Origin of the sequence: Niveispirillum sp. SYP-B3756, from assembly GCF_009495745.1 — a bacterium.
Taxonomy (GTDB): domain Bacteria; phylum Pseudomonadota; class Alphaproteobacteria; order Azospirillales; family Azospirillaceae; genus Niveispirillum.
The window spans coordinates 516,292-538,974 of record NZ_WIDQ01000002.1 but is presented as its reverse complement, the minus strand read 5'-3'; the positions used below and the strand labels follow the sequence as shown (position 1 = coordinate 538,974).

The following is a 22,683-nucleotide window of genomic DNA, read 5'->3' as shown; positions in this document are numbered from 1 at the left end:
GCGCCCGGCAAAGGCGATGTGTTTATCGTGGATCAGGCCATGGGATTGGCCGTTGCGTGAATGTGTACGAAATAGTACGTTCACGTCAAGGCGCGTCTTTCACGACCCGACAATCAGCATCAGACAAGACAGGGAGGGGACATGGAACGGGCGGATATGCCGGCCGGCGGCTTGGCCAAATCCATCGCCACCGTATCGATCAGCGGTACCCTGACCGGCAAGCTGGAAGCGGCAGCAGCGGCCGGCTTCACCGGTGTGGAAATCTTTGAGAATGACCTGCTGACCTTTGATGGCCGCCCGGCCGATGTGCGGCGCATCGCCGCCGATCTGGGGCTGAGCATCACCATGTTCCAGCCCTTCCGCGATTTTGAAGGGATGCCCGGCACGCTGCGCACCCGGACGTTTGAGCGGATGTTGCGCAAGTTCGATGTGATGGCGGAACTGGGCACCGATCTGCTGCTGGTCTGCTCCAACGTCTCCCCGCAATCCCTGCCGGAACGCGGGCGCATCGTTGATGATTTCCGGGAACTGGGTGACCTTGCTGCCGCGCGCGGCCTGCGCGTGGGGTATGAGGCGCTGGCCTGGGGCCGGCATGTGCATGACCATCGGGATGCCTGGGATATCGTCCACCGCGCCAATCACCCGCATATCGGCCTGATCCTGGACAGTTTCCATTCGCTGGCGCGCAATGTGCCCATCGACAGCATCCGCGATATCGACCCGGCCAAGCTGTTCATCGTGCAGATTGCCGATGCCCCCCGGCTGGACATGGATCACCTTTATTGGAGCCGGCATTTCCGCAACATGCCGGGCCAGGGCGACCTTCCCATCACCGATTATGTGCAAGCCTTGATCGCCATCGGCTATCGCGGGCCGCTGTCCCTGGAGATTTTCAACGACCGGTTCCGGGCGGGGTCAGCCTCCGGCATTGCCTTGGATGGCTATCGATCCTTGAAGCTGGTGGAGGATGAGGCGCTGGCGAAGCTGAAACGCCCCGCCACCATGCCGCCGCGCATCGATGTGCGCGGCGTGGAATTCATCGAGTTCGCCGCCACGGAGGATGAGGCGGGGCCGCTGGGCACCATGCTGGCCAGCATGGGGTTTGAACCCGTGGGGCGGCATGTCAGCAAGGCCGTCACCCGCTGGCGGCAGGGGGATATCAATATCGTGGTGAATGGGGAAACCGAGGGGTTCGCCCACAGCCATTCCATCGTACATGGTGCCTCGGTCTGTGCGCTGGCGCTGCGGGTGCGGGATGTGCCGGCGGCCCTGGCCCGCGCCGACAGCCTGCACATCCCGCGCTTTGCCCAGGCCGTGGGACCGGGGGAGATGGATATTCCCTGCGTGCGCGGGGTGGGTGGCAGCCTGATCTATTTCATCGAAGACGGCACACAGGAACAGGTCTGGCGCAATGATTTCGTCCCCCTGAGCGAAGCCCCGGTCGTTGGCTCCGGCCTGATCCGGATCGACCATATCGCCCAGGCCATGGGGTATGAGGAATTCCTGTCCTGGCTGCTGTATTATTTTGCCCTGTTCGACGTGACCAAGACGCCGCAGTTGGAAATCGCCGATCCGCTGGGCATCGTCCATAGCCAGGCGATCGAAAATGCCGACCGGTCTTTCCGGGTCACGCTGAATGGCTCGGCCGCGGCACAGACGCTCACCTCCCGCTTCCTCAACCATTATCTGGGGGCGGGTGTGCAGCATGTGGCCCTGTCCACCGGCGACATTTTCGCCACCGCCAGGGCGTTGCAGGAACGCGGGTTGGAGCGGTTGCCCATTCCCCGCAACTATTATGATGATATCGAGGCCCGCTTCGGCCTGGACCCAGATCTGGTGGAGAAACTGGCGGCCCACGACATTCTTTATGACCGGACGGAGGAAGCGGAGTTCTTCCAGCTCTATTCCCGCGCTTTCGCCAAGCGCTTCTTCTTCGAATTTGTCGAACGGCGTGGCTATGACGCCTATGGCGCCGCCAATGCCGCCATGCGGCTGGCGGCGCAATCCCGGTTCAACACCGACACGGTTTACTGAACGGCGCAGCAACAGCGCCGGTAGGAACCAAGAACTTTCACTTCTTTTCCAATCTCTTAACCGTCATTCCCGCGAAGGCGGGAATGACGGTGGAGAAAGGGCAAGATTTCGGAAGGCGGGATAACTTTCCGGACAGACCCCAGAAAAGCAGAATAACGGAGGAAACATGTCCATCTGGTCGCGCCTGTTATTGGGCGCTGCCTGCCTGTGCCTGCCCCTGGCAGCATTCGCCCAGACCGTAAAGGTTGAGGGCGGGGTGATCGAGGGCAAGGTACTGGACAGCGGCGTCAATGCCTTTCTGGGCGTGCCCTTCGCCGCCCCGCCGCTGCGTGACCTACGCTGGCGTCCACCGCAGCCGGTTACCCCCTGGAAAGGTACATTCCATGCTGACCGGTTCGCGCCCATGTGCCTGCAGCCCATGCGCGGGTCAAGCATCAACCATTATTTCGGGCATGAGGCGATCAGCGAGGATTGCCTTTACCTGAATGTCTGGGGCCCCGCAGAACCGGCACCGCCGGGCAAACCCTATCCGGTCATGGTGTGGATTTATGGCGGGGCCTTCAATGTCGGTTCTGCCAGTATGCCCAATTATTCAGGGGAGTTTCTGGCCAAGCAGGGGGTGGTCTATGTCGCCCTTTCCTACCGCGTCGGCACGCTGGGTTTCCTTGCCCATCCTGAGCTGACGGCGGAGGGCGGGGGGCATTCCGGCAATTACGGCCTGATGGATCAAATCCAGGGGCTGCGCTGGGTACGCGACAATATTGCCGGCTTTGGCGGCGATCCGGGTAATGTCACGCTGGTGGGGCAGTCCGCCGGCTCCATGTCCATCGGCCTGCTGCTGGCCAGCCCGGCGGCCAAGGGGTTGTTCCATCGCGCAGTCGGGATGAGCGGCAGCCCCTTTGGCGCCCTGCTGCCACCCCTGCCGCTGGCGGAAGCCGAAGCGGACGGTCAGCGCCTGCAAGAGGCGCTGAAGTCGGGCTCCCTTGCCGATATGCGGGCCATCGCCGGGGACCGGATCATTGCCACATCGCTGCCCCGCCGCTCCCCCATCGTGCTGGATGGCAAGCTGCTGCCCCTGCCGCCTGATCAGGCGATGCAGGGGAACGGGCACAGCGATGTGCCGGTGATGATCGGCTTCACCCGCGATGAAAGCTTCCGCAGCCTGGGCCGTGCCAGCGATATCCCGGCCTTTCAGGCACTGGTGAAACAAGCCTTCCCCAGCGTCGCCGACAAGCTGCTGAAAGCCTATGCGGTCAGTGCGCCGGCGGATATCCCCCGTGCCATCAGCGATATTCAGCGCGATGCCACGGTTGGCCGGCAGGTCGCAGCATGGGCGCGGGCACAGAAGCAGCCCGCCTATATCTGGCTGTTCACCCGCCGCCATCCCTATACAGACGGTATCCGTTTCGCCGATCACGACCCGGCCACGGTGGGGGCCTATCACACGGGCGACGTGCCCTATTGGCTGGGCACGCTGGAGGCGCTGAACCTGTTCCGCCGTACCCGCGACTGGCAACCGGTCGATCTGGAACTGGCTGCCCGGATGCAAACCATGCTGCTATCCTTTGCCAGGGACGGGAAGCCGGCCCCCGATTGGCCCCGGTTCGATCCCAAACGGCCGCGCCTGATGGAGCTGGGGGAACAGGTACGGGTGGTGGATTGGCCACGTTACAGCACTTTGGACCTGCTGGCCGGGTGGGAGGCACCGCCGCCATCCCCGGCCACACCATCGCGCGTGCGTGATTGATACCAAATCCCGGTGAGGAAAACTCACCGGGATTTGGTACGGCGGCGACCGCCGCCGCGCGGCCCATGCCGCGTGAAGCCAAGCCAACGGAGTTGGCGCCGGCGCTTGAGGCCGGTGATCGGTTGCGATCACCGGGACATGGTATGAGGGGGGAAGATAACACTATGAAATATCTGTTGCTCTGGCTGATGCTGTTATGGCCCGTCAGCGTTCAGGCTTATGAAGCCGTTCCCAGCCCCACCCTGCGGCTGGTGCTGCAGGCACGCGTCACCATATCGCCGGCGGTGGAGGTGGGGGACAGCGACCATGGCAAGCGCCGTTTCATCCCCATCACCGGTGGCAGCTTCACAGGGGAGGGCATCAAGGGGGAGGTGTTGGCCGGCGGGGCCGACTGGCAGCTGGATCGGCCCGATGGCGTGCGGGAACTGGATGCGCTCTATTCCCTGCGCACCGATGATGGGGCGGTCATCATCGTCCATAACAAGGGCCTGTCGGTGCCGGACCCGCGTTACCTGATGACCATCCCCGCCTTCCATGCGCCCGCCGGCAAATATGAATGGCTGAACCGCCATGTTTTCGTCGGGCGGGTCAGCCCCGTGCCGGGCGGCGGGGCGGTGATCATCAGCGTCTTTGCCGCAAAAGGCTGAATTCGCTTCAAAACGCGCGGGGCCGCATTATCCTGTGGCCCCGCATGATCATCATCCAACGGACTTCCCATGAACGCCCCGGCGCCCAAGTCGAAATCGGCATCCCCGGCCCGCAATCCCCGCGCTGCCGAGGCTGATGAGACCAAGGCCAATATCCTGGCCGTGGCCCGCCGGGAATTCGCCGACAAGGGCCTGATGGGGGCCCGCATCGATGAGATCGCGGAGAAGACCGACACATCCAAGCGGATGATCTATTACCATTTCGGTTCCAAGGAAGGGCTGTATCAGGCCGTGCTGGAACAGGAATATATCGCCATCCGTGATTCGGAAGCAGCCTTGCCCATCCTGGATGTCGGCGCGGAAGAGGCGTTGAAGGCCCATATCCGCCTGACCTTCGACCATCATTTCAAGAACCCGGAATTTGTCCGGCTGGTGATGAATGAAAATATCCTGCACGGCGCCTTCATCGGCCATGTCGACGGGATCAAGCGCCGCAGCCAGCATGTCATCCAAGGCCTGAAGGCCATTCTGGACAAGGGCGTGGCCGAGGGGCTGTTCCGACCGGATATTGATCCGGTGGAACTGCATATGACCATCAGTGCGCTCAGCTTCTATAATGTCTCCAACCGCTACACCTTCTCCACCATCTTCGGGTACGAGCTGGGGTCGGAGGAAGCCGCCGCCCGGCGCAAGGAACAGGTGGTGGATATCGTCATGACCTGGTGCCGCAAGGTCTGATCCACACCGCCATCCAACGTTTTCCAGCACACATCGAGAAACGCACTGCGGCATAACAAACGCGATTGACGACGTACGAACTGTTTCGTACATTAACTTCATCAGAAAAATGTCGGGCCGATCTATCATCCGGACCCGAAAAATCAAAAATATCGGTCGGGGGGAAAGAATGAAGCGTTCCGTCACCGCCATGTCCGCCATCTTGTGCCTGTCGCTGTCTGCCCTGTCGGCTGTCAGCTTGCCGGCCCATGCTGGCGGTGCTGATATCGCGGCAAAGGCTGATATTGGCGCCTCGGTTCAACAGGTGGGGGCTGACACCTTCTCCACCGTTACCGTGCCCTTTCCCGATGGGGTCATCGGTCTGCCGGATGTGGTTTACAAGACCATCCCCGGTTACCGGCCCTTGAAGCTGGACCTGTTCCTGCCGCCGGGTGCCGGGCAGGATGGCAAGCTGCGGCCGGTCATTCTCTATATCCATGGCGGCGGCTGGATGGCGGGCGGCCCGCGCCGCAGTGCCGCCTTTCAGGATTGGCCCAAGGTGCTGGCCGCCATCGCTGCCCAGGGCTATGTCGTGGCCTCTGTCGGGTATCGCTTTTCGGCGGAGGCACCGTTTCCTGCGGCTGCAAAGGATGTGAAATCCGCCATCCGCTGGCTGCGGGCCAATGGTTCCCGCTTTGGTGTCGACCCGGCGCGGTTCGCCGCCTGGGGCCAATCGGCCGGTGGCCATCTGGCCGCACTGGTCGGTGCGACCTGCGGCGATCCCGCCTTTGCCGAAGACGCACCGGCCCCCGCACGGCCAGCGACGGTTGAAACCGTGCCCACCGGGGCCGGCGGGACGGATCAGGCATCCGACTGTGTGCAGGCCGTGGTCTCCTGGTTCGGCATCTATGATCTGTCAACCATGCCCAGCTATCTGAACAAGGATGCCCCGCCAACCGACCCGATGCGCCGGTTCCTGGGCTGTACGACCACTGGCTGCGATGGCGACCGCGCACGTCTGGCATCGCCCCTTGCCCATGTGGATGGCAAGGCTCCCCCCTTCCTGCTGCTGCATGGGCGCGACGATACTGTCGTACCGGTGGCCCAGCAGGAACGGTTTGCCACGGCGCTGGCGGCGGCCAAGGTCTCCGTGAAAACCCGGATTTTCGACAGCGCCAATCATAGCTGGATCGCCGAGAAGCCGGAACGCACGGCAGAGGTCAGCCGCCAGGCACTGGCCGACACCATCGATTTCATCGGCAGCATCATCGGCCCCCGCTGACGGGGGATCAAACAAAATCAGCAAAATCAAAGCCCGGGGGCCCACGCCGTTTCGGAACGGGAACCCCTGTGCGTGAGGAAAGGGAGGACATAATGAAAACCAAGACGAACCTGATGCGGCACAGCGCCTCGCCCTTGGCGCTGTCACTGGCGGCCGGCATGGCGCTGGCAAGCCCAGCCCTGGCTCAGCAGGCCGGGGCGGAGAAGGCAGAACTGTTGGATGAAATTGTCGTTACCGGCTCCCTGATCCAGCGGCCCAACAATGTCGCCGTCAGCCCGATCACCACGGTATCGACGGAATCCATCAAGGAAAGCGGTCAGGTCGAGATTGAAGCAGCGCTGAACCAGTTGCCCTCCTTCACCGCCGCCGGCACGTCGAGCACGGGTGGCCAGGGCGCTGGCGGGCGCGCCAGCCTTAACCTGCGCGGCCTCGGCGCCAACCGCAATCTGGTGCTGCTGAATGGCAAGCGCCTGCCTTTGTCCGACATTAACGGCAATGTCGATATCAACATCCTGCCCGAAGCCATTATCGGCAGCATCGATGTGATCACCGGCGGCGCTTCGGCCATTTACGGTTCCGACGCCATGTCCGGTGTCGTGAATTTCAAAACCATCCAGCCCTTCAACGGCGTGCGCGCCGACGTGCAGTTCGGCCAGGATGAACGCGGCGATGTGTTCAAGAAATCCGCCTCCGTCACGCTGGGCAGCGCCTTTGCCGAAGATAAAGGCCATATGATGCTGACGGCCAGCTATACAGACCGGCCGGGCCTGAAAGGTTCCAAACGTTCCTTCTTTGAATTCGTCACTCCCTCCTCCTTCATCGGCACCAGCACCTATGTGCCCAATGCGGCCAACCTGCCGACGCAGGCCGCTATCAACAGCGTTTTCAGCAAATATGGCATCGCGGCGCCGGTGGGGCGGACGCTGAACCTGGGCTTCAATAATGACGGATCGCTGTTCACCCAGACAGGGGCCGTCAATTACAAGGGGCCGACCGACAGCGGCTATGCCGTCATTGCCGGCAATGTCCGGATGCCCGTGGGCCAGCAGGTGCAGTTCCAGAACGCCCTGGAACGCAAGACGGCCTTTAGTTCCTTCGATTATGAATTGACAGAGGGCCTCACCGCCTATGGCCAGTTCATGTATGTCGACAGTGTGGTGAATACGGCCAGCGGCGGCAGCCTGACACAGATCGGCAATCTGACCACCATTCCGACCAGCAATCCCTTCATTCCGGCCGATCTGCGCACCATCCTGGCCTCGCGCCCCAACCCCAACGCGCCCTTCACCTGGAACGGGCGCTATGTCGGCATCGCCGACAAGAACTGGGATGAGCAATACAAGGTCAGCCAGTATGCGCTGGGGCTGAAAGGCGATCTGGCCGGCACCTGGAAATGGGATATCTACGGCTCTTACGATGAAAGCCGGCATGATCAGGCGCTCTATAATGCCGTGGTGAAAAGCAAGGTGCAGAGCCTGCTGAACGCGGCCGATGGCGGCAAGGCACTGTGCGCCGGCGGGTTCAACCCGTTTGGCATCAGCAACGCCACCAGCATTTCCGATGCCTGCAAAAGCTACATGACCAAGACGGCGATCAGCGTGGAAAAGCTGACGCAGGCCCAGGTGCAGGGCCAATTGTCCGGCCCCGTGCTGGAACTGCCCGCCGGCCCCCTGCAGGTGGCGCTGCTCACCTCGTACCGCCGCAACACCTATCGCTATACGCCCGACAGCGATCTGATGACGCAGAATATTGAGGCGGTGACCGGCTCCGCCCCCGCCCGTGGCAATATCAACCTGAAGGAAATTGCCGGTCAGGTGGATATCCCGCTGATCAGCGGGGCAGAATTTGCGGAGGAACTGGCCATCGGCGCCGCCGCCCGCTATTCCGATTATTCCACCACGGGCAGCGTCACCAGCTATGAAGCCGATCTGCGCTGGCGGCCGGTCAATTCCCTGATGCTTCGCGGATCGTACCAGCGCGCGGTGCGCGCCCCCAATATCGGGGAGCTGTTCTCCCCACCCACGGGCACCCAGGTGCAGTTCGGCACGCCGCCGGCATCGGTGGGCGACCCCTGCGACGCCCGTTCTGTGGCCCGCACCGGCGCCGGTGGGGCACAGGTGCGGGCGCTGTGTATCGCCCAGGGCGTGCCGGCGAACATCATTGACACCTACACATTCCCCACCACGGCCACGGGTGGCACCATTCGCGGCAATCTGGCCCTGAAGCCGGAAAAGGCCAATACCTTCAATGTCGGGGCCGTGCTGACCGTGCCGGGTGAAAGCCCCTGGTACAGCGGCACCGCGATTTCCGTTGATTATTATAACATCAAGATCAAGGAAGTGATCTCCGGCGTACCGGGCCTGACCACCCTGTCCAAATGCTATAATCTCGACGGCTCTAACCCCAGCTATGCCGCGTCGAACGAATTTTGCCAGTTGCTGACCCGCGACGCGCAGGGGCAGCTGCAGGATGTCAGTATGCCGTTCCTGAACCTGGGCGGGCTGGAAACCGACGGTATTGATGTGCAGATCAACTGGTCGGCCAGCCTGTCGGATATCGGGGCCGATGTCGGTGACGCCAGTGCTGAAATCTATGTCACGCCCGTCATCGGCTGGGTCAATCACTACAATATCCAGACCCTGCCGGGCAGCAGCTTCCAGGATTATGTCAATACCAGCACGCTGGGCCGCGCCCTGCCCCGCTGGAAGGCCTTGACCACGGTGGGCTACCGCTCCGACCTGTTCGGTGTCGGCCTGCGCTGGCGCTATCAGGGGGCGATGGAGGATGTGACGGCAGTGACCACGCCCAACAACCCATCCCCAGGCGTGCCCGCTTATCATCTGGTTGACCTGTTCGGCAATGTGCGGGTGAGCGAGACGATTGAGCTGCGGGCTGGTGTCACCAACCTGTTTGATCGCGGCCTGCCCACCGTCGCCAGTTCACAAAACAGCACCGACGTGGGTGTTTATGACGCTGTCGGCCGCTCCTACTATATCGGGCTGAAGGCGAAGTTCTGAAACGATCCCCGGCAGCATTCCGGCGGGGAGCTTCCCCGCCGGAACCAAGCTGTCACAGATAACGCATCAGGCCGTCAGATCGAACCGGTCGGCATTCATCACCTTCACCCAGGCGGCGACGAAATCCTGCACGAATTTCTGTGCATTATCGTCCTGGGCATAAAGCTCCGCATAGGCGCGCAGCACGGAGTTGGAGCCGAACACCAGATCAACCCGTGAGGCGGTCCATTTCACCGCCCCCGTCTTGCGGTCGCGGATTTCATAGGAGACGGCATCGCCCTTCTGCCAGCGATAGGCCATGTCAGTCAGGTTGATGAAGAAGTCATTCGTCAAAGCCCCTTCACGGTCGGTGAAGACGCCATCCTTGCTGCCGCCATGGTTGGCCCCCAGCACCCGCAGGCCGCCAACCAGCACCGTCACTTCCGCCGCCGTCAGGCCCATCAACTGCGCCCGGTCCAGCAACAATTCTTCCGGGCTGACGGCATAGGCCTTCTTCGTCCAGTTGCGGAAACCGTCATGGATCGGTTCCAGCGGGGCGAAGCTGTCGGCATCGGTCTGGTCATCGCTGGCATCGCCACGGCCAGGGGCAAAGGGTACAGTGATATCAAAGCCGGCCGCCTTGGCCGCCTGCTCAATCCCGACATTGCCGGCCAGCACGATGGTATCGGCCAGTGAAGCCCCGGTCGCCGCAGCGATGGGCTCCAGCACCGCCAGCACCTTGGCCAACCGGGCCGGTTCATTGCCCTCCCAATCCTTCTGCGGGGCCAGCCGGATACGGGCACCATTGGCCCCGCCGCGCATGTCCGAGGCCCGGAAGGTGCGGGCACTGTCCCAGGCGGTGGCGACCAGCTCCGCGATGGAGAGGCCAGAAGCCGCAATCCGCGCCTTCACCGCCGCCACATCATAATCCGTGCGGCCCACCGGCACCACATCCTGCCAGATCAGGTCTTCGGCCGGCACATCCGGGCCGATATAGCGGGCCTTGGGGCCCATATCGCGGTGGGTCAGCTTGAACCAGGCCCGGGCGAACACTTCGTTGAAATAGGCCGGGTCTTTGTGGAAACGCTCGGAAATCTGGCGATAGGCCGGGTCTTTGATCATGGCCATGTCTGCATCGGTCATGATCGGGTTATAGCGGATCGACGGGTCTTCCACGTCGGTCGGCTTATCCTCTTCCTTGATATTCACCGGCTCCCACTGCCAGGCCCCGGCGGGGGACTTGCGCAATTCCCATTCATGGTTGAACAGCATCTGGAAATAGCCGTTGTCCCAGCGGGTGGGGTGCGTCGTCCAGGCCCCTTCGATGCCCGACGTAACGGTGAACCGGCCCTTGCCGCTCTGGTTCGGGTTGGACCAACCGAAACCCTGTTCGGTCACGTCGCCGGCTTCGGGGTTGGGGCCCAGCTTGCTGGCATCGCCATTGCCATGGGCCTTGCCCACCGTGTGGCCGCCGGCGGTCAGGGCCACCGTCTCTTCATCATTCATCGCCATGCGGGCAAAGGTTTCCCGCACCTGGGCCGCCGTCTTCAGCGGGTCAGGCTTGCCGTTCACCCCTTCCGGATTGACATAGATAAGCCCCATCTGCACCGCCGCCAGCGGGTTTTCCATGGTGGCGGGTTCATCGACATTGCCATAGCGCCCATCGGACGGGGCCAGCCATTCCTTCTCCGCGCCCCAATAAATATCCTTTTCCGGGTGCCAGATATCCTCACGACCAAAGGCAAAGCCAAAGGTTTTCAGGCCCATATTTTCATAGGCGATGGTGCCGGCCAGGATCATCAGGTCGGCCCAGCTGATCTTGTTGCCGTATTTCTTCTTGATCGGCCACAGCAGGCGGCGCGCCTTGTCCAGGCTGACATTATCGGGCCAGCTGTTCAGCGGGGCGAAGCGCTGGTTGCCGGTACCGCCGCCACCACGACCATCAGCGATACGATAGGTGCCGGCGGAATGCCAGGCCATGCGGATCATCAAGCCGCCATAATGGCCCCAATCCGCCGGCCACCAATCCTGGCTGTCGGTCATCAATGCGTGCATGTCGCGCTTGATCGCCTCAAAATCCAGGCTCTTCACCGCCTCGCGGTAGGAGAAGCCCTGGCCCAGCGGATTGGTCTTGCTGTCGTGCTGGTGCAGAATGTCGAGGTTGAGCGCGTTGGGCCACCAGCTTGTCACATTGCTGCTGTTGGCGGTGTTCGCGCCATGCATGAAGGGACATTTGCCGCTGGCACTGGTAATTTTGTTGCCTTCCATTCTTGCCTCCGCCGGTTTAGCCTGATTTGTGTCGGTTCCTCGCGGCGCCTTGGCGCCCTGGATGCAAAGTATCAGGGTCGGCCGTTGCGGTATAATTGCATTACCTTAAAGGCGTGATAGGCTAACCTTATGATCCCGTTTTCCATGAAGCATCTGCGTTATTTCGATGCGCTGGCTAGGCTTGGGCATTTCGGGCGGGCGGCGGAGGAATGCGCCATTTCCCAGCCTGCCCTGTCGGTGCAGATCAAGGAGATGGAGGATCTGGTCGGCGCCCCTCTGGTGGAGCGCACGCCCCGGCAAATCCGCCTGACCGCCCTGGGGGAGGCTTTCGCCACCCAAGTGCATGAGATTTTACGCAGCGTGGATGCGCTGGAGGATCTGGTGCAGGCCGCCCGCGCGCCCTTCATGGGGCAATTGCGGCTGGGCGCCATCCCGACGGTGGCGCCCTATCTGCTGCCGGCCCTGGTGGCGGAACTGGCGCAGACCTATCCGGGCCTGGATTTGCGCCCGCGGGAGGCCATTACCCAGAAGCTGCTGGAAGACCTGATGGATGGGCGGCTGGACGCGGCCATCGTCGCCCTGCCCGTCTCGGAAGCCTCCCTGCACGAAATGCCCCTGTTTGAGGAGGAGTTCGTGCTGGTTCGTCCGCCGGCGGACGCCGGAAAGCCCGTGCCGGCGGCCGACAAGCTGTGGCAGATGCGTCTGCTTCTGCTGGAGGAAGGTCATTGTTTCCGCGAACAGGCCCTGGCCTTTTGCAAGCTCTCCGCCGCCGAAGCCCCGCATAATATGATGGAGGGCAGTTCGCTCTCCACGCTGGTGCAGATGGTGGGGGCCGGGATCGGCATCACCCTGGCACCGGAGATGGCGCTGGGGGTTGAAACCCGCTCCGCCCGCATCGCTTTGGCCCGGCTGGCCCCGCCGCGCCCCAGCCGCACCATTGGCATGATCTGGCGCCGCAGCCATCCGCTGGCGGGGGAACTGCGGGCCGTGGGGGAGATCGTCCGCCGGATCGGCGAAAACATGCGCATGGATAGCTCATATCTTCTTGAGACGGGCCACACCGGCGCTTGAGCCCGGCATTTTCAATATGAGCCAAATTTACTTTCAGGCTGCCGGGCGGCACCTCCCCCTTATCCGCATCAAAGGGGTCAAAAAACTGCACCATATTCACTAAAAGCGCATGTCGTCACCCAATACGCAAACAAAGGTTTTACCTGATTTTTATGAAGGGGGGCCTTGGCGACGGCGATGCCTGTCTGCCACCAACCTGCCTATCCGGCTTGACGTCTCACGACAAATGATGACATTGCGCCATTGGTTGCCGTGTGTGGCAGACAGGAGAGGAAGCGGACAATGACAGCTTTGCAGGTAACGCCCGTCATCCTGTCTGGTGGCTCCGGCACAAGGCTGTGGCCGGCATCTCGATCCCTGCATCCCAAACAGTTCCTGCCGCTGGCGGGTGACCTGACCATGATTCAGGAGACGGCTCTGCGTGTGCAGGGGGACGAATTTGCGTCGCCGCTGATGATCTGCAATGAAGAACACCGCTTCATCCTGGCCGAGCAGATGCGCACCATCCAGGTGGAGCCGGCGGCCATTCTGTTGGAACCTGTGGGACGCAATACGGCCCCCGCCATCGCGCTGGCCGCCTTGAAGGTGATGGAGAGCGGCGGTGACCCGCTGCTGCTGGTCATGCCGTCAGACCATGTCGTGGCCGATGTGGCTGGGTTCCGGAAGGCGGTTGGTTCGGCTGTGATACCGGCCCGTGACGGTGCGCTGGTGACATTCGGCATCCGTCCGGATCGGCCGGAAACTGGCTATGGCTATATAAAGATGGGACAGGCGCTGACAGAGGGGGGAACCGCCCATCCTGTCGACCGCTTTGTGGAAAAGCCGGATGCCGCCACGGCCGCCACCTATCTGGCGGAAGGGTGCTATCTCTGGAACAGTGGCATTTTCCTGTTCGCTGCCTCCACCTATCTGGCGGAACTGGAGCGGCAGGCGCCGGCTATCCTGGCCGCCTGCCGGGCCGCCCTGGCGGGGGCGACAACCGACCTCACGTTCTGCCGGGTGTCGCGTGAGGCGTTTGCCGCCTCACCATCCGTTTCCGTCGATTATGCGGTGATGGAAAAGACGACTCGTGCCGTGGTGGTGCCGGTGGATATGGGTTGGAACGATGTCGGCGCCTGGTCGGCCCTGTGGGATATCGGGGCCAAGGATCCAGCTGGCAATGTTGGGATCGGCGATGTGCTGCTGCATGATTGCAGCAACAGTTACGTTCGTGCCGACGGGCGTCTGGTTGCCGTGGCCGGCTTGTCAGACGTGGTGGTTGTGGCCTCCGACGACGCCGTTCTGGTCGCGCACCGCGACCGCGCCCAGGATATCAAGGCAATTGTCGAACGGTTGAAAAAAGCCCACCGACCGGAATGTGATACCCACACCACGCTGCATCGCCCCTGGGGCTACCATCGCACCATTGATGCCGGCGAACGTTACCAGGTAAAGCGGGTGGTGGTGCAGCCCGGCGAACAGCTTTCCCTGCAACGCCACAACCATCGCGCCGAACATTGGGTCGTGGTTCAGGGTACAGCGGAAGTGATTTGCGGTGAAGACGTGCGGCTGATACATGAGAACCAGTCCGTCTATATTCCCATCGGGGAGAAACACCGCTTGGGCAATCCGGGCCGCATCCCGCTGCACCTGATTGAGGTACGCTCGGGCAGCTATCTGGGCGAGGACGATATCGTCCGGTTCGCGGACAAATATACTAAGCTATAGCCACCTGACCGAAAGGTTCCGGGCCAGGGCGTGACAGGCACATCTCCTTTTGCGATAAGAAGGAGAGCCTCTGGCAATCAGGCACGGACCATTCTGATCGGGATTAAGACAATGCACCATCGGCAAATCCTTGATCTGGCCCTGCGTGAATTGCCCGCCGCCCGTGCCGCCTATGTACGGAAGGTCGCCGATGCGCTGAACGGAGATCCTGCCCTGGAAGAGCGGGAGCATCTGATGTTCCCGGTGCTGGCAGCCGCTGCGGCCGGGATTGAACCGATCCTGGCGCCAGCGGATTGTGCACGCCAGGTGGTGGTGTTCATGCAGCGCCATGCCGAGGGCGTGGCGCACACGCTTTATTCCGCCACCTATCTGCAGGACCAGAAGACCGCGATGGCTCCGTGGGCAGTACGGCTGCAAGCGGATATCGCCATCGCCATCATGGACCAATTGTCCAGCGGCAACCTCACCTTGAACGAACCCAAGGTCTGGCGGTTCCGTGCCGACGGGGCGACCGGCACCACAATGACGGGCGGTCCCTTCTTCCCCTATGAAGACGGCGAAGAGGAGATGTAATAATAAGGGTCGGGGCCTGCTGAAAGGCCTGACATTCTGATACCAACCCGCCTAAAGTTTGTGCTTAAGGCGGGTTGGAAGCCAGCGACTGCCGGCTCGGCACCTGAAGGAACGCAAAAGCTCCCTGGATCGGTCACGATCAAGGAAGATTGGTATTAAAAGCTGTAGGATACGCCCACACCGCAGAAGAACTGGTTGGCGCTGCCGTCACGATCCACCAGCGGGCTGTCGGCAGCATCGCCCAGCAGGCGGGTGTAAGCGGCCACGCCAGTCAATGACCAGTTACGCGTCAGCTCGTAGGTGCCCAACCCCAGCAACCCGGCATCCTTGAACCCCGCCTCGGCGCGATACACGGCACGGCCGGCGCGGGTGGCCTGGGCCGCATCAATGCCGAAATAGCTTTGCATGTAATTGTCGCTGGCCCAGGTGACCGACGGCCCGATGATGATCATCATCTGCTTGGTCGGCCGCAGCACATAGGAAAAGCCAAGATCGGCCGTGGTGCCATCATGCCCATCGCCCAGCAGGTCGGTATTGACATCGGCGGTCAGCATCCAGCGCCCGACCTGGTAATTGGCAAAGGCCCCCGCCACCGCCGTATCACCGACATTGCCCAGACCGCGCAGGGCGCGGTTGCGCCTTTCCTTGCGCCCGCCATCATAGCCCAATGTCACGCCTGCCGTCAGCGGGCCGGACTTGATCAGATTGGCCCCCACGCCACGCCGGTCCAGGAAGAACGTGTTGCCATAGGTGATTTCGATGTCGGGAAAGGGGCGAAATCGATAATCATCAGATCCTTCATAATCCGGCATTGCCGCGCCCAGAATCCCCAGCCGGACCTGCCAGTCCCGTTGCTTCGGCGCCTGCTGCGCCTGGGCACTGCCCAGGGCCAGCGTGCAGAGCGCCACCCCGGCCATCAGGGGGAATAGTCGTTTCGTCGACATTTTCTCAATTTCTCCAACTGCCAGATGGGCCGGTTACCGCCCACGGACGTTTCTTGATGGAGAATATACGCGCTGCACTATGATGCGGATCACCATCAGGAACGTTTGCCCCTTCCCCATTGGAAAGCTTCGCCCTAATCTGTCCGACAGATGGCCGCGCCATACCCACGTAAACGGGGTGGTGCTGCGTCAGGAGCAAGGGACCATGCCGATCATTAACCGTATCGCCGATTTCCATGCCGACATGACCGAGTGGCGTCGGCATATTCACGAAAACCCCGAAACCGGGTTTGAGGAATTCAAGACCTCTGCCTTCGTGGTGGAGAAGCTGAAGGAATTCGGGGTGGAGGTGCATACCGGCATCGCCGGCACCGGTGTCATCGGTGTGCTGCATGGCCAGGGTGGCCCCAATGGCAAAGCCATCGGCCTGCGCGCCGACATGGATGCCCTGCCCATGCAGGAAGCGAACGAATTCGCCCATGCCAGCAAGGTGCCGGGCAAGATGCATGGCTGCGGCCATGACGGCCACACCACCATGCTGCTGGGGGCTGCCCGCTATCTGGCGGAAACCCGCAATTTCAGCGGCACGGTGAATTTCATCTTCCAGCCGGCCGAGGAAGGGCTGGGCGGCGGTCGCCGCATGGTGGAAGAAGGGCTGTTCCAGCGTTTCCCCTGTGACATGGTCTTCGGGATGCATAATTGGCCCGACCTGCCGCCGGGGGAGATGGTGGTGAAGTCGGGCCCCATCATGGCCGGGGCCGACCAGTTTGAAATCAAGGTTGCGGGCAAGGGTGGCCATGCGGCATTGCCTCACCACACGATCGACCCGATCGTCATTGCCGCCCATATTGTGACGGCGGTGCAGAGCATCGTCAGCCGCAATGTCAGCCCGATTGAAAGCGGCGTCATCTCCATCACCCAGATCCATGCCGGCAGCGCCTATAATGTGATCCCGGAGGAAGTGGTGATGCGCGGCACCGTGCGCGCGCTCAGCCATGAGGTGCGGGACATGCTGGAGGCACGCCTGCGCCATATTGTGGAAACCGTGCCGGTCACCTTTGGCAGCAGTGCTTCCATGACCTATCGCCGGGGCTATCCGCCCACGGTCAACCATGCCGGCGCCCCCACCGATCTGGCCGCCGCTGTGGCCAGGCAGCTGGTCGGCGAAGACAAGGTTTACAGCAATGTCGGTCCCAGCATGGGGGCGGAGGATTTCGCCTTCATGCTGCTGGAGCGGCCCGGCTGCTATGTCTGGGTCGGCCAGGGCGGATCGGCGTTGGGCTGCCAGTTGCACAACCCGCGCTACGATTTCAATGACGAGATCCTGCCGCTGGGCACCAGCTATTGGGCGACGCTGGTGGAAACGGCATTGCCAAAGGCGGCTTGAGGTGATGATGCCGACATGCTGGCGGGCTAAGGGCGATTGGGGCCGTGTTCTGGCCCTGTCTATCCTGATCGCCCCCTTACTGACCGGTTGTGCCACCGACACCAGCAGCTGGCTGGCGGGTGAAACGGCGGCAGCCAGCGTGGCGGATATTGGCGGCAAAGCGCCGCCCCTGGTGGGCCGGGCGCTGTGGTCGGGGGAGACCAGCCGCGCCCAGGCCCAAGCCTTTCTGGTAGCCCGCACCCCGGCGGAATGGGCGGCGCTATGGGATCTGGTGGGCCGCCCGCCGCCGGGCGACTTGCCGAATGAGCTGATGGCACTTGGTATTTTCCTGGGCACGCGCACCACCACCGGCTATTCGGTGGATATATTGCGCGTGCGCTCGGAACGGCAGGTGGCGCAGCGCGACCGGCTGGTGGTGGAGTTCCGGGAGAAATCACCGCCTGAAGGTCAGATGACCACGCAGGTGCTGACATCCCCCTACGCAGTGATCATGGTGGATCGCAGCGAGGCGGGCGTGCGGTACAACAAGCTGCCGTGACCGTTGAACCCGCCTGACTGTTCAGTTGAACAACCAGCCCAGCAGGCCCTTTGATTTTTTCGGCGCTGGCTTGGCTTGCGGCTTGGGCTGTGGCAGGGCGGGCTTGCCCTGCACATATTCACGGCAAAACCGTTCAAAATCCTCCTTCCGGCCGAATTTGAACAGCACCAGCAGCACTTGGCTGCGGATACCGGTATCCACGCTCATCTGCTCTTGCATACCGATGAACTCAAGCGCCCACAGGCCCTTGATATTGGCCTGTATCCAATCCTCCGCCTTGTCCATGTCACCGCGGTTCTTAAACTTCACCGTGGTTTCGAAATTGTAATTGGCCATGGAATGGGCACCTTATATTTATGCGCCTTGATCAGAATCAACCGGCTCTGATCAAGGCCCTCAATCGCCGGTGCCAACATCCGTTGGCTTGGCTTTACGCGGCATGGGCCGCGCGGTGGCGGTCGCCGCCGTACCCAGTTGCGAAGAGCTTTACTCATCGCAACTGGGTATTACCCCAGCAGATGGAACAGGATGACGAACCCGACAAGGGCAATCACCAATGCCATCACTGGATTGTATCGCAGCCAAGCGGCAAGATCACTGCTGCTGAAATTAAATTCCGCCTTCAGAACCCGAACATTATCCGCATCCGGCTTGGGCTCCACCGCCGCCAGCCTGGCTTCCAGTTCGGCGATGCGGGCCTCCAGGCGGTCCAGCCGCTCAGAATCGATGGCCGGCGGCGGGGTCGGCAGGGCGTCGATCTCGCTCATGATGTCTGGTACCTGATCTTGTGGAATGCCAAAGGTTAGCGCGCAGGATAGCTGCCCATGCGGCGCTGCGAAAGAAGATTGAACAGGCATGATGGCTTGACCCGGACAGGCACCAGCCTGTTTTATGCCCGCCTGTCCCGACCCTTCAGGGAAACCCGCCCGCCCATGGCCCTCTCCCCCGTTCGCCTGCTTCACCTTGCTGGCTGTCTGCTGCTGGCACCGCTGGGCCTGACCGGCTGTGCCAATGGCGACCCGCTGCCCTATTCCGTGCCGGTGCAGCTGCTGGAAACCGAAGCGTCCGGCATCCAGCCGCAGCGCGTGGGGGAACTGGTGTTCAAGGGCGCCGTGGCGCTGCAGGGACCGCGCAAGGCCATTGGCGGGCTGTCCGCCCTGCGGGTCAGCCCTGATGGCGGGCAGTTCGTTGCCATCTCCGACCGGGGGGACAAGGTGGCGGGCCGACTCTCCTACCGGTCGGATGGAACATTGGCCGGCATGGGTGATTTCACCCTGGGCACCCTGCTGGAAACAGACGGCAGCGTTCTGCAAGGCGGCAAGAATGACAGCGAATCACTGGCCCTGATCGGCCCCTGGCCGGGCGACGGCTGGGTTGTCGGGTTTGAACGTGAACACCGCTTGCTGCGCTATGGCCCGGCCCTGGCCGGGGTGACGCCGGTGGCGCTGGGCGGCCCGGCGGGCTTGAAAGAGCTGGATTTCAATGCCGGGCTGGAAACCGCCCTGATGCTGCCGGACAGCCGGCTGCTGCTGATCGCGGAAGGGGAAGCCCCGGGGGAGAAGGGCCTGCACCGGGCCTGGATCGGCCGATCCGGTAACTGGGTGGAATTCCGCTATCAGGGCCACCCGCCCTTCCTGCCGGTGGATGCGGCAAACCTGCCCGGTGGCGGCATTCTGGTGCTGGAACGGCGCGTCGGCATGTTGGGCGGCTGGGGCAACCGCATCATGCATATTGATGCCAAGGCCCTGGCCGCGGGTACGGTCGCCGGCGGCACCCTGGCGGGACGGGAGATCGCCCGGCTGGACCCGCCCCTGCTGACCGATAATTTTGAGGGAATCGATGTCCGCCGGTCCAAGGATGGCACCGTCTTCATCCACATTATTTCTGATGATAATTTCTTTGTGCTGCAAAGAACTATCATGATGATGTTCGAATGGAAGCCCTGAACGGGCTTCGCAACCGGTGTCCCTGGACGACACCCCCCTGCTGCCCCTATAAGGGCCATGCACTCTTTGTTCCCCCCTAGGCTTCAACTGGCGCTGTCATGCACGACCTTCGTTCCATCCGCGACAATCCCGATGCTTTCGACCGTGGCCTGGCCCGGCGCGGACTGTCCGCCCAGTCGTCCGACATCCTGGGCCTGGACCAGCGCCGCCGCGCCCTGCAGACCGAATTCCAGGAATTGCAGGCAAGGCGCAACGAAGCCTCCAAGCTGATCGGCACCTATAAGAAGGAAGGGCGCGACGCCCAGCCTTTGCTGGATGAGGTGGCGGCGCTGAAGGAAAAGCTGCCCGCCCTGGAACAGCAGGAAAAGGAGCTGGGGGCCGAACTGGATGGTATCCTGGCCAGCCTGCCTAACATCCCGGCGGATGATGTGCCGGCCGGCAAGGATGAGCATGACAATGTGGAAATCTGCCGCATTGGCACGCCGGCCGATATCGCCAACCCCAAGCAGCATTTTGAACTGGGCGAAGCGCTGGGCCTGATGAGCTTCGATCTGGCGGCCAAGCTGTCGGGGGCGCGCTTCACCGTGCTGCGCGGCAAGCTGGCCCGGCTGGAACGCGCGCTGGGCGATTTCATGCTGGATATCCACACCAATGAGTTCGGGTTCGAGGAAGTGTCCCCGCCCTTGCTGGTGAAGGATGAGGCCGCCTTCGGCACCGCGCAGTTGCCCAAATTCACCGAAGACCTGTTCCAGACCACCAATGGTTTCTGGCTGATCCCCACGGCAGAGGTGCCGCTGACCAATCTGGTCAATGACGCCATTCTGGATGCGGACGAATTGCCGCTGCGCCTGACCGCCCGCACCCCCTGCTTCCGGTCCGAAGCCGGGTCGGCGGGGCGCGATACGCGCGGCATGATCCGCCAGCACCAGTTCTACAAGGTGGAAATGGTCTCCATCACCCGGCCCGACCAGTCGGCGGCGGAACATGAACGGATGACGGATGCCGCTGAGACCGTGCTGAAGCGGTTGGGCCTGCCCTTCCGCACTGTTACGCTCTGCACCGGCGATATGGGCTTTGCCGCCCAGAAGACCTACGATATTGAGGTCTGGTTGCCCGGCCAGGGCATGTACCGCGAAATCTCCAGCTGCTCCAATTGCGGGGATTTCCAGGCCCGCCGCATGAAGGCCCGCTTCCGCGCCAAGGGTGACAAGAACACCCAGTTCCTGCACACGCTGAACGGGTCGGGCGTGGCCGTCGGCCGCTGCCTGATCGCCGTGCTGGAAAATTATCAGCAGCCCGATGGCTCCATTCTGGTGCCGGAAGCGCTGCGTCCCTATATGGGCGGGCTGGAACGGATCACCGCGTGATGAGCAATCCCAGCTTTGATTTCACCGGTGCGCGCATCCTGATCAGCAATGATGACGGCATTCATGCCGCAGGGCTGGGCGTGCTGGAAAAGATCGCCCGGTCGCTGGCTGATGATGTGTGGGTGGTGGCGCCGGAGACGGAGCAATCCGGTGCCAGCCACAGCCTGACCATGCATCGGCCCCTGCGCCTGCGGGAGGTGGGGCCGAAGCGCTATACGGTGGACGGCACGCCCACCGATTGCGTGTTGCTGGCCATCAACCATCTGATGCAGGACCGCAAGCCGACACTGGTGTTGTCTGGCATCAACCATGGCAGCAATCTGGGTGAAGATGTCACCTATTCCGGCACGATCGCCTGCGCCATGGAAGCGACGCTGCTGGGCGTGCGCGCCATCGCCATGAGCCAGCGGACCAGCCCGGATAGCCCGCCCGACTGGTCGGTGGCGGAACGCCATGGTGCCGATATCGTCCGCAAGATCATGGCGGTAGAATGGCCCCGCCATGTGCTGATGAATGTGAATTACCCCGCCGTACCGCCGGATGATGTAACCGGCGTGCATGTGGTGCGCCATGGCAACCGCAAGATCGGGGATGAGCTGGACGAGCGGATTGACCCGCGCGGTCGGCGCTATTTCTGGATCGGGTTGGCCCGTGGGGAGACGGAAGTACCGGCGGATACCGATGTGCATGTCGTCGCCCATGGCGGCATCTCGGTGACGCCGATCTATCTGGACCTGACCCATTACGCCTGTCTGGAGGCGTTGAAGGGGGCCTTGGCGTGAACCGGGCGGCCAGCAAGATCAGGCTGCTGATGTTGCTGCGCCGCCAGGGCATCACCGATGTCAATGTGTTGCGGGCGGTGGAGATGGTGCCGCGCGAACTGTTCGTGCCGGCCCCATTCCGCGATCAGGCCTATGAGGATACGGCCCTGCCCATCGGCCATGGCCAGACCATCAGCCAGCCACAGGTGGTAGGGCTGATGAGCCAGGCGCTGGCGGCAGGGCCGAACGATAAGGTGCTGGAAATCGGCACGGGAAGCGGCTATCAGGCGGCCATCCTGGCCAAGATCGCCCGGCACGTGTATACGGTCGAGCGGCACCGGCCTCTGTTGCAGGAGGCAGAGGCACGGTTCGCCGCCCTGCGGCTGCCAAATGTCATGGCGCGGCTGGCCGATGGCCGGCGCGGTTGGCCAGAGGCAGCACCGTTCGAGCGGATTTTGGTGACGGCCGGCTGTATCGGCCATCCACCGCCCGATCTGGTGGAACAACTGGCGCCCGGTGGTATCATGGTCATACCGTTGGGCCCCGATCACCGCGCGCTGAAGGTTGTGCGTTTCCGGCGACCTCTGGCGAACGGTGACGGCGAATGTGGATTACAGCGAGAGGAATTGTGGCCCGTTCGATTCGTCCCCCTGTTGCCGGACATCGCTCCTTATCCACCGCAAGTCGGTGTGGGTTGA

At 62.5% G+C, this 22,683-nt stretch carries 19 protein-coding genes; 15 read left to right on the top strand and 4 right to left on the bottom strand.

Going from position 1 to position 22,683, the window contains the following annotated elements:
* Positions 1–141 precede the first annotated feature (141 nt).
* From GE253_RS06250 to GE253_RS06225, 6 genes are all read left to right on the top strand, one after another.
* Positions 142–2,034 (top strand): sugar phosphate isomerase/epimerase and 4-hydroxyphenylpyruvate domain-containing protein, encoded by a 1,893-nt coding sequence (locus GE253_RS06250; protein WP_247878501.1) that lies wholly within the window; start codon positions 142–144, stop codon positions 2,032–2,034.
* Between the two features lie 166 nt (positions 2,035–2,200).
* Positions 2,201–3,781: a carboxylesterase family protein gene (locus tag GE253_RS06245; protein WP_153203259.1), complete on the top strand. Its 1,581-nt coding sequence runs from the start codon at positions 2,201–2,203 to the stop codon at positions 3,779–3,781.
* A 164-nt stretch (positions 3,782–3,945) separates the two neighbouring features.
* Positions 3,946–4,428 (top strand): DUF3237 family protein, encoded by a 483-nt coding sequence (locus GE253_RS06240; protein WP_173012527.1) that lies wholly within the window; start codon positions 3,946–3,948, stop codon positions 4,426–4,428.
* Positions 4,429–4,497: 69 nt separating this feature from the next.
* On the top strand, positions 4,498–5,166 hold the full coding sequence (locus GE253_RS06235) for a TetR/AcrR family transcriptional regulator (protein ID WP_153203257.1): 669 nt from the start codon (positions 4,498–4,500) through the stop codon (positions 5,164–5,166).
* A gap of 169 nt (positions 5,167–5,335) precedes the next feature.
* Positions 5,336–6,427, top strand: coding sequence for an alpha/beta hydrolase (locus GE253_RS06230; RefSeq protein WP_173012526.1), 1,092 nt, complete (start codon positions 5,336–5,338; stop codon positions 6,425–6,427).
* 92 nt (positions 6,428–6,519) lie between these two features.
* Positions 6,520–9,444, top strand: coding sequence for a TonB-dependent receptor (locus tag GE253_RS06225; RefSeq protein WP_211101359.1), 2,925 nt, complete (start codon positions 6,520–6,522; stop codon positions 9,442–9,444).
* 66 nt (positions 9,445–9,510) lie between these two features.
* Here the strand turns inward: GE253_RS06225 and katG are convergent, their stop codons facing one another.
* Entirely contained in the window at positions 9,511–11,691 is a 2,181-nt protein-coding gene (katG, locus tag GE253_RS06220) for a catalase/peroxidase HPI (RefSeq protein WP_153203255.1), read from the bottom strand.
* 144 nt (positions 11,692–11,835) lie between these two features.
* Between katG and GE253_RS06215 the strand changes: the two genes are divergently transcribed.
* From GE253_RS06215 to GE253_RS06205, 3 genes are all read left to right on the top strand, one after another.
* Positions 11,836–12,762: a hydrogen peroxide-inducible genes activator gene (locus GE253_RS06215; RefSeq protein ID WP_247878500.1), complete on the top strand. Its 927-nt coding sequence runs from the start codon at positions 11,836–11,838 to the stop codon at positions 12,760–12,762.
* A gap of 282 nt (positions 12,763–13,044) precedes the next feature.
* Positions 13,045–14,469: a mannose-1-phosphate guanylyltransferase/mannose-6-phosphate isomerase gene (locus GE253_RS06210; protein WP_153203253.1), complete on the top strand. Its 1,425-nt coding sequence runs from the start codon at positions 13,045–13,047 to the stop codon at positions 14,467–14,469.
* A 111-nt stretch (positions 14,470–14,580) separates the two neighbouring features.
* Entirely contained in the window at positions 14,581–15,042 is a 462-nt protein-coding gene (locus GE253_RS06205) for a hypothetical protein (protein WP_153203252.1), read from the top strand.
* A gap of 155 nt (positions 15,043–15,197) precedes the next feature.
* Here the strand turns inward: GE253_RS06205 and GE253_RS06200 are convergent, their stop codons facing one another.
* Entirely contained in the window at positions 15,198–15,986 is a 789-nt protein-coding gene (locus tag GE253_RS06200) for a MipA/OmpV family protein (protein WP_153203251.1), read from the bottom strand.
* 205 nt (positions 15,987–16,191) lie between these two features.
* Here GE253_RS06200 and GE253_RS06195 point away from each other — a divergent pair, with 205 nt between their 5' ends.
* Positions 16,192–17,373, top strand: coding sequence for a M20 aminoacylase family protein (locus GE253_RS06195; RefSeq protein WP_153203250.1), 1,182 nt, complete (start codon positions 16,192–16,194; stop codon positions 17,371–17,373).
* Positions 17,374–17,377: 4 nt separating this feature from the next.
* The gene (locus GE253_RS06190) at positions 17,378–17,911 is read left to right on the top strand and encodes a protease complex subunit PrcB family protein (RefSeq protein WP_247878523.1); all 534 of its coding nucleotides are present in this window, start codon (positions 17,378–17,380) and stop codon (positions 17,909–17,911) included.
* A 21-nt stretch (positions 17,912–17,932) separates the two neighbouring features.
* Here GE253_RS06190 and GE253_RS06185 read toward each other — a convergent pair whose 3' ends face one another.
* Together GE253_RS06185 and GE253_RS06180 are read right to left on the bottom strand one after the other, a co-directional pair.
* Positions 17,933–18,247 (bottom strand): hypothetical protein, encoded by a 315-nt coding sequence (locus GE253_RS06185; RefSeq protein ID WP_153203248.1) that lies wholly within the window; start codon positions 18,245–18,247, stop codon positions 17,933–17,935.
* 170 nt (positions 18,248–18,417) lie between these two features.
* On the bottom strand, positions 18,418–18,678 hold the full coding sequence (locus tag GE253_RS06180; protein ID WP_153203247.1) for a hypothetical protein: 261 nt from the start codon (positions 18,676–18,678) through the stop codon (positions 18,418–18,420).
* Between the two features lie 165 nt (positions 18,679–18,843).
* Here GE253_RS06180 and GE253_RS06175 point away from each other — a divergent pair, with 165 nt between their 5' ends.
* From GE253_RS06175 to GE253_RS06160, 4 genes are all read left to right on the top strand, one after another.
* Positions 18,844–19,857, top strand: a complete 1,014-nt coding sequence (locus tag GE253_RS06175) for an esterase-like activity of phytase family protein (RefSeq protein WP_173012525.1) — start codon at positions 18,844–18,846, stop codon at positions 19,855–19,857.
* A gap of 98 nt (positions 19,858–19,955) precedes the next feature.
* On the top strand, positions 19,956–21,224 hold the full coding sequence (gene serS / locus GE253_RS06170; protein ID WP_153203245.1) for a serine--tRNA ligase: 1,269 nt from the start codon (positions 19,956–19,958) through the stop codon (positions 21,222–21,224).
* A complete protein-coding gene (surE, locus tag GE253_RS06165) occupies positions 21,224–22,006 on the top strand; it encodes a 5'/3'-nucleotidase SurE (RefSeq protein ID WP_153203244.1) in 783 nt (260 codons plus the stop codon). Before serS ends, surE begins: the two co-directional genes overlap by 1 nt.
* Entirely contained in the window at positions 22,003–22,683 is a 681-nt protein-coding gene (locus tag GE253_RS06160; protein WP_348770780.1) for a protein-L-isoaspartate(D-aspartate) O-methyltransferase, read from the top strand. Before surE ends, GE253_RS06160 begins: the two co-directional genes overlap by 4 nt.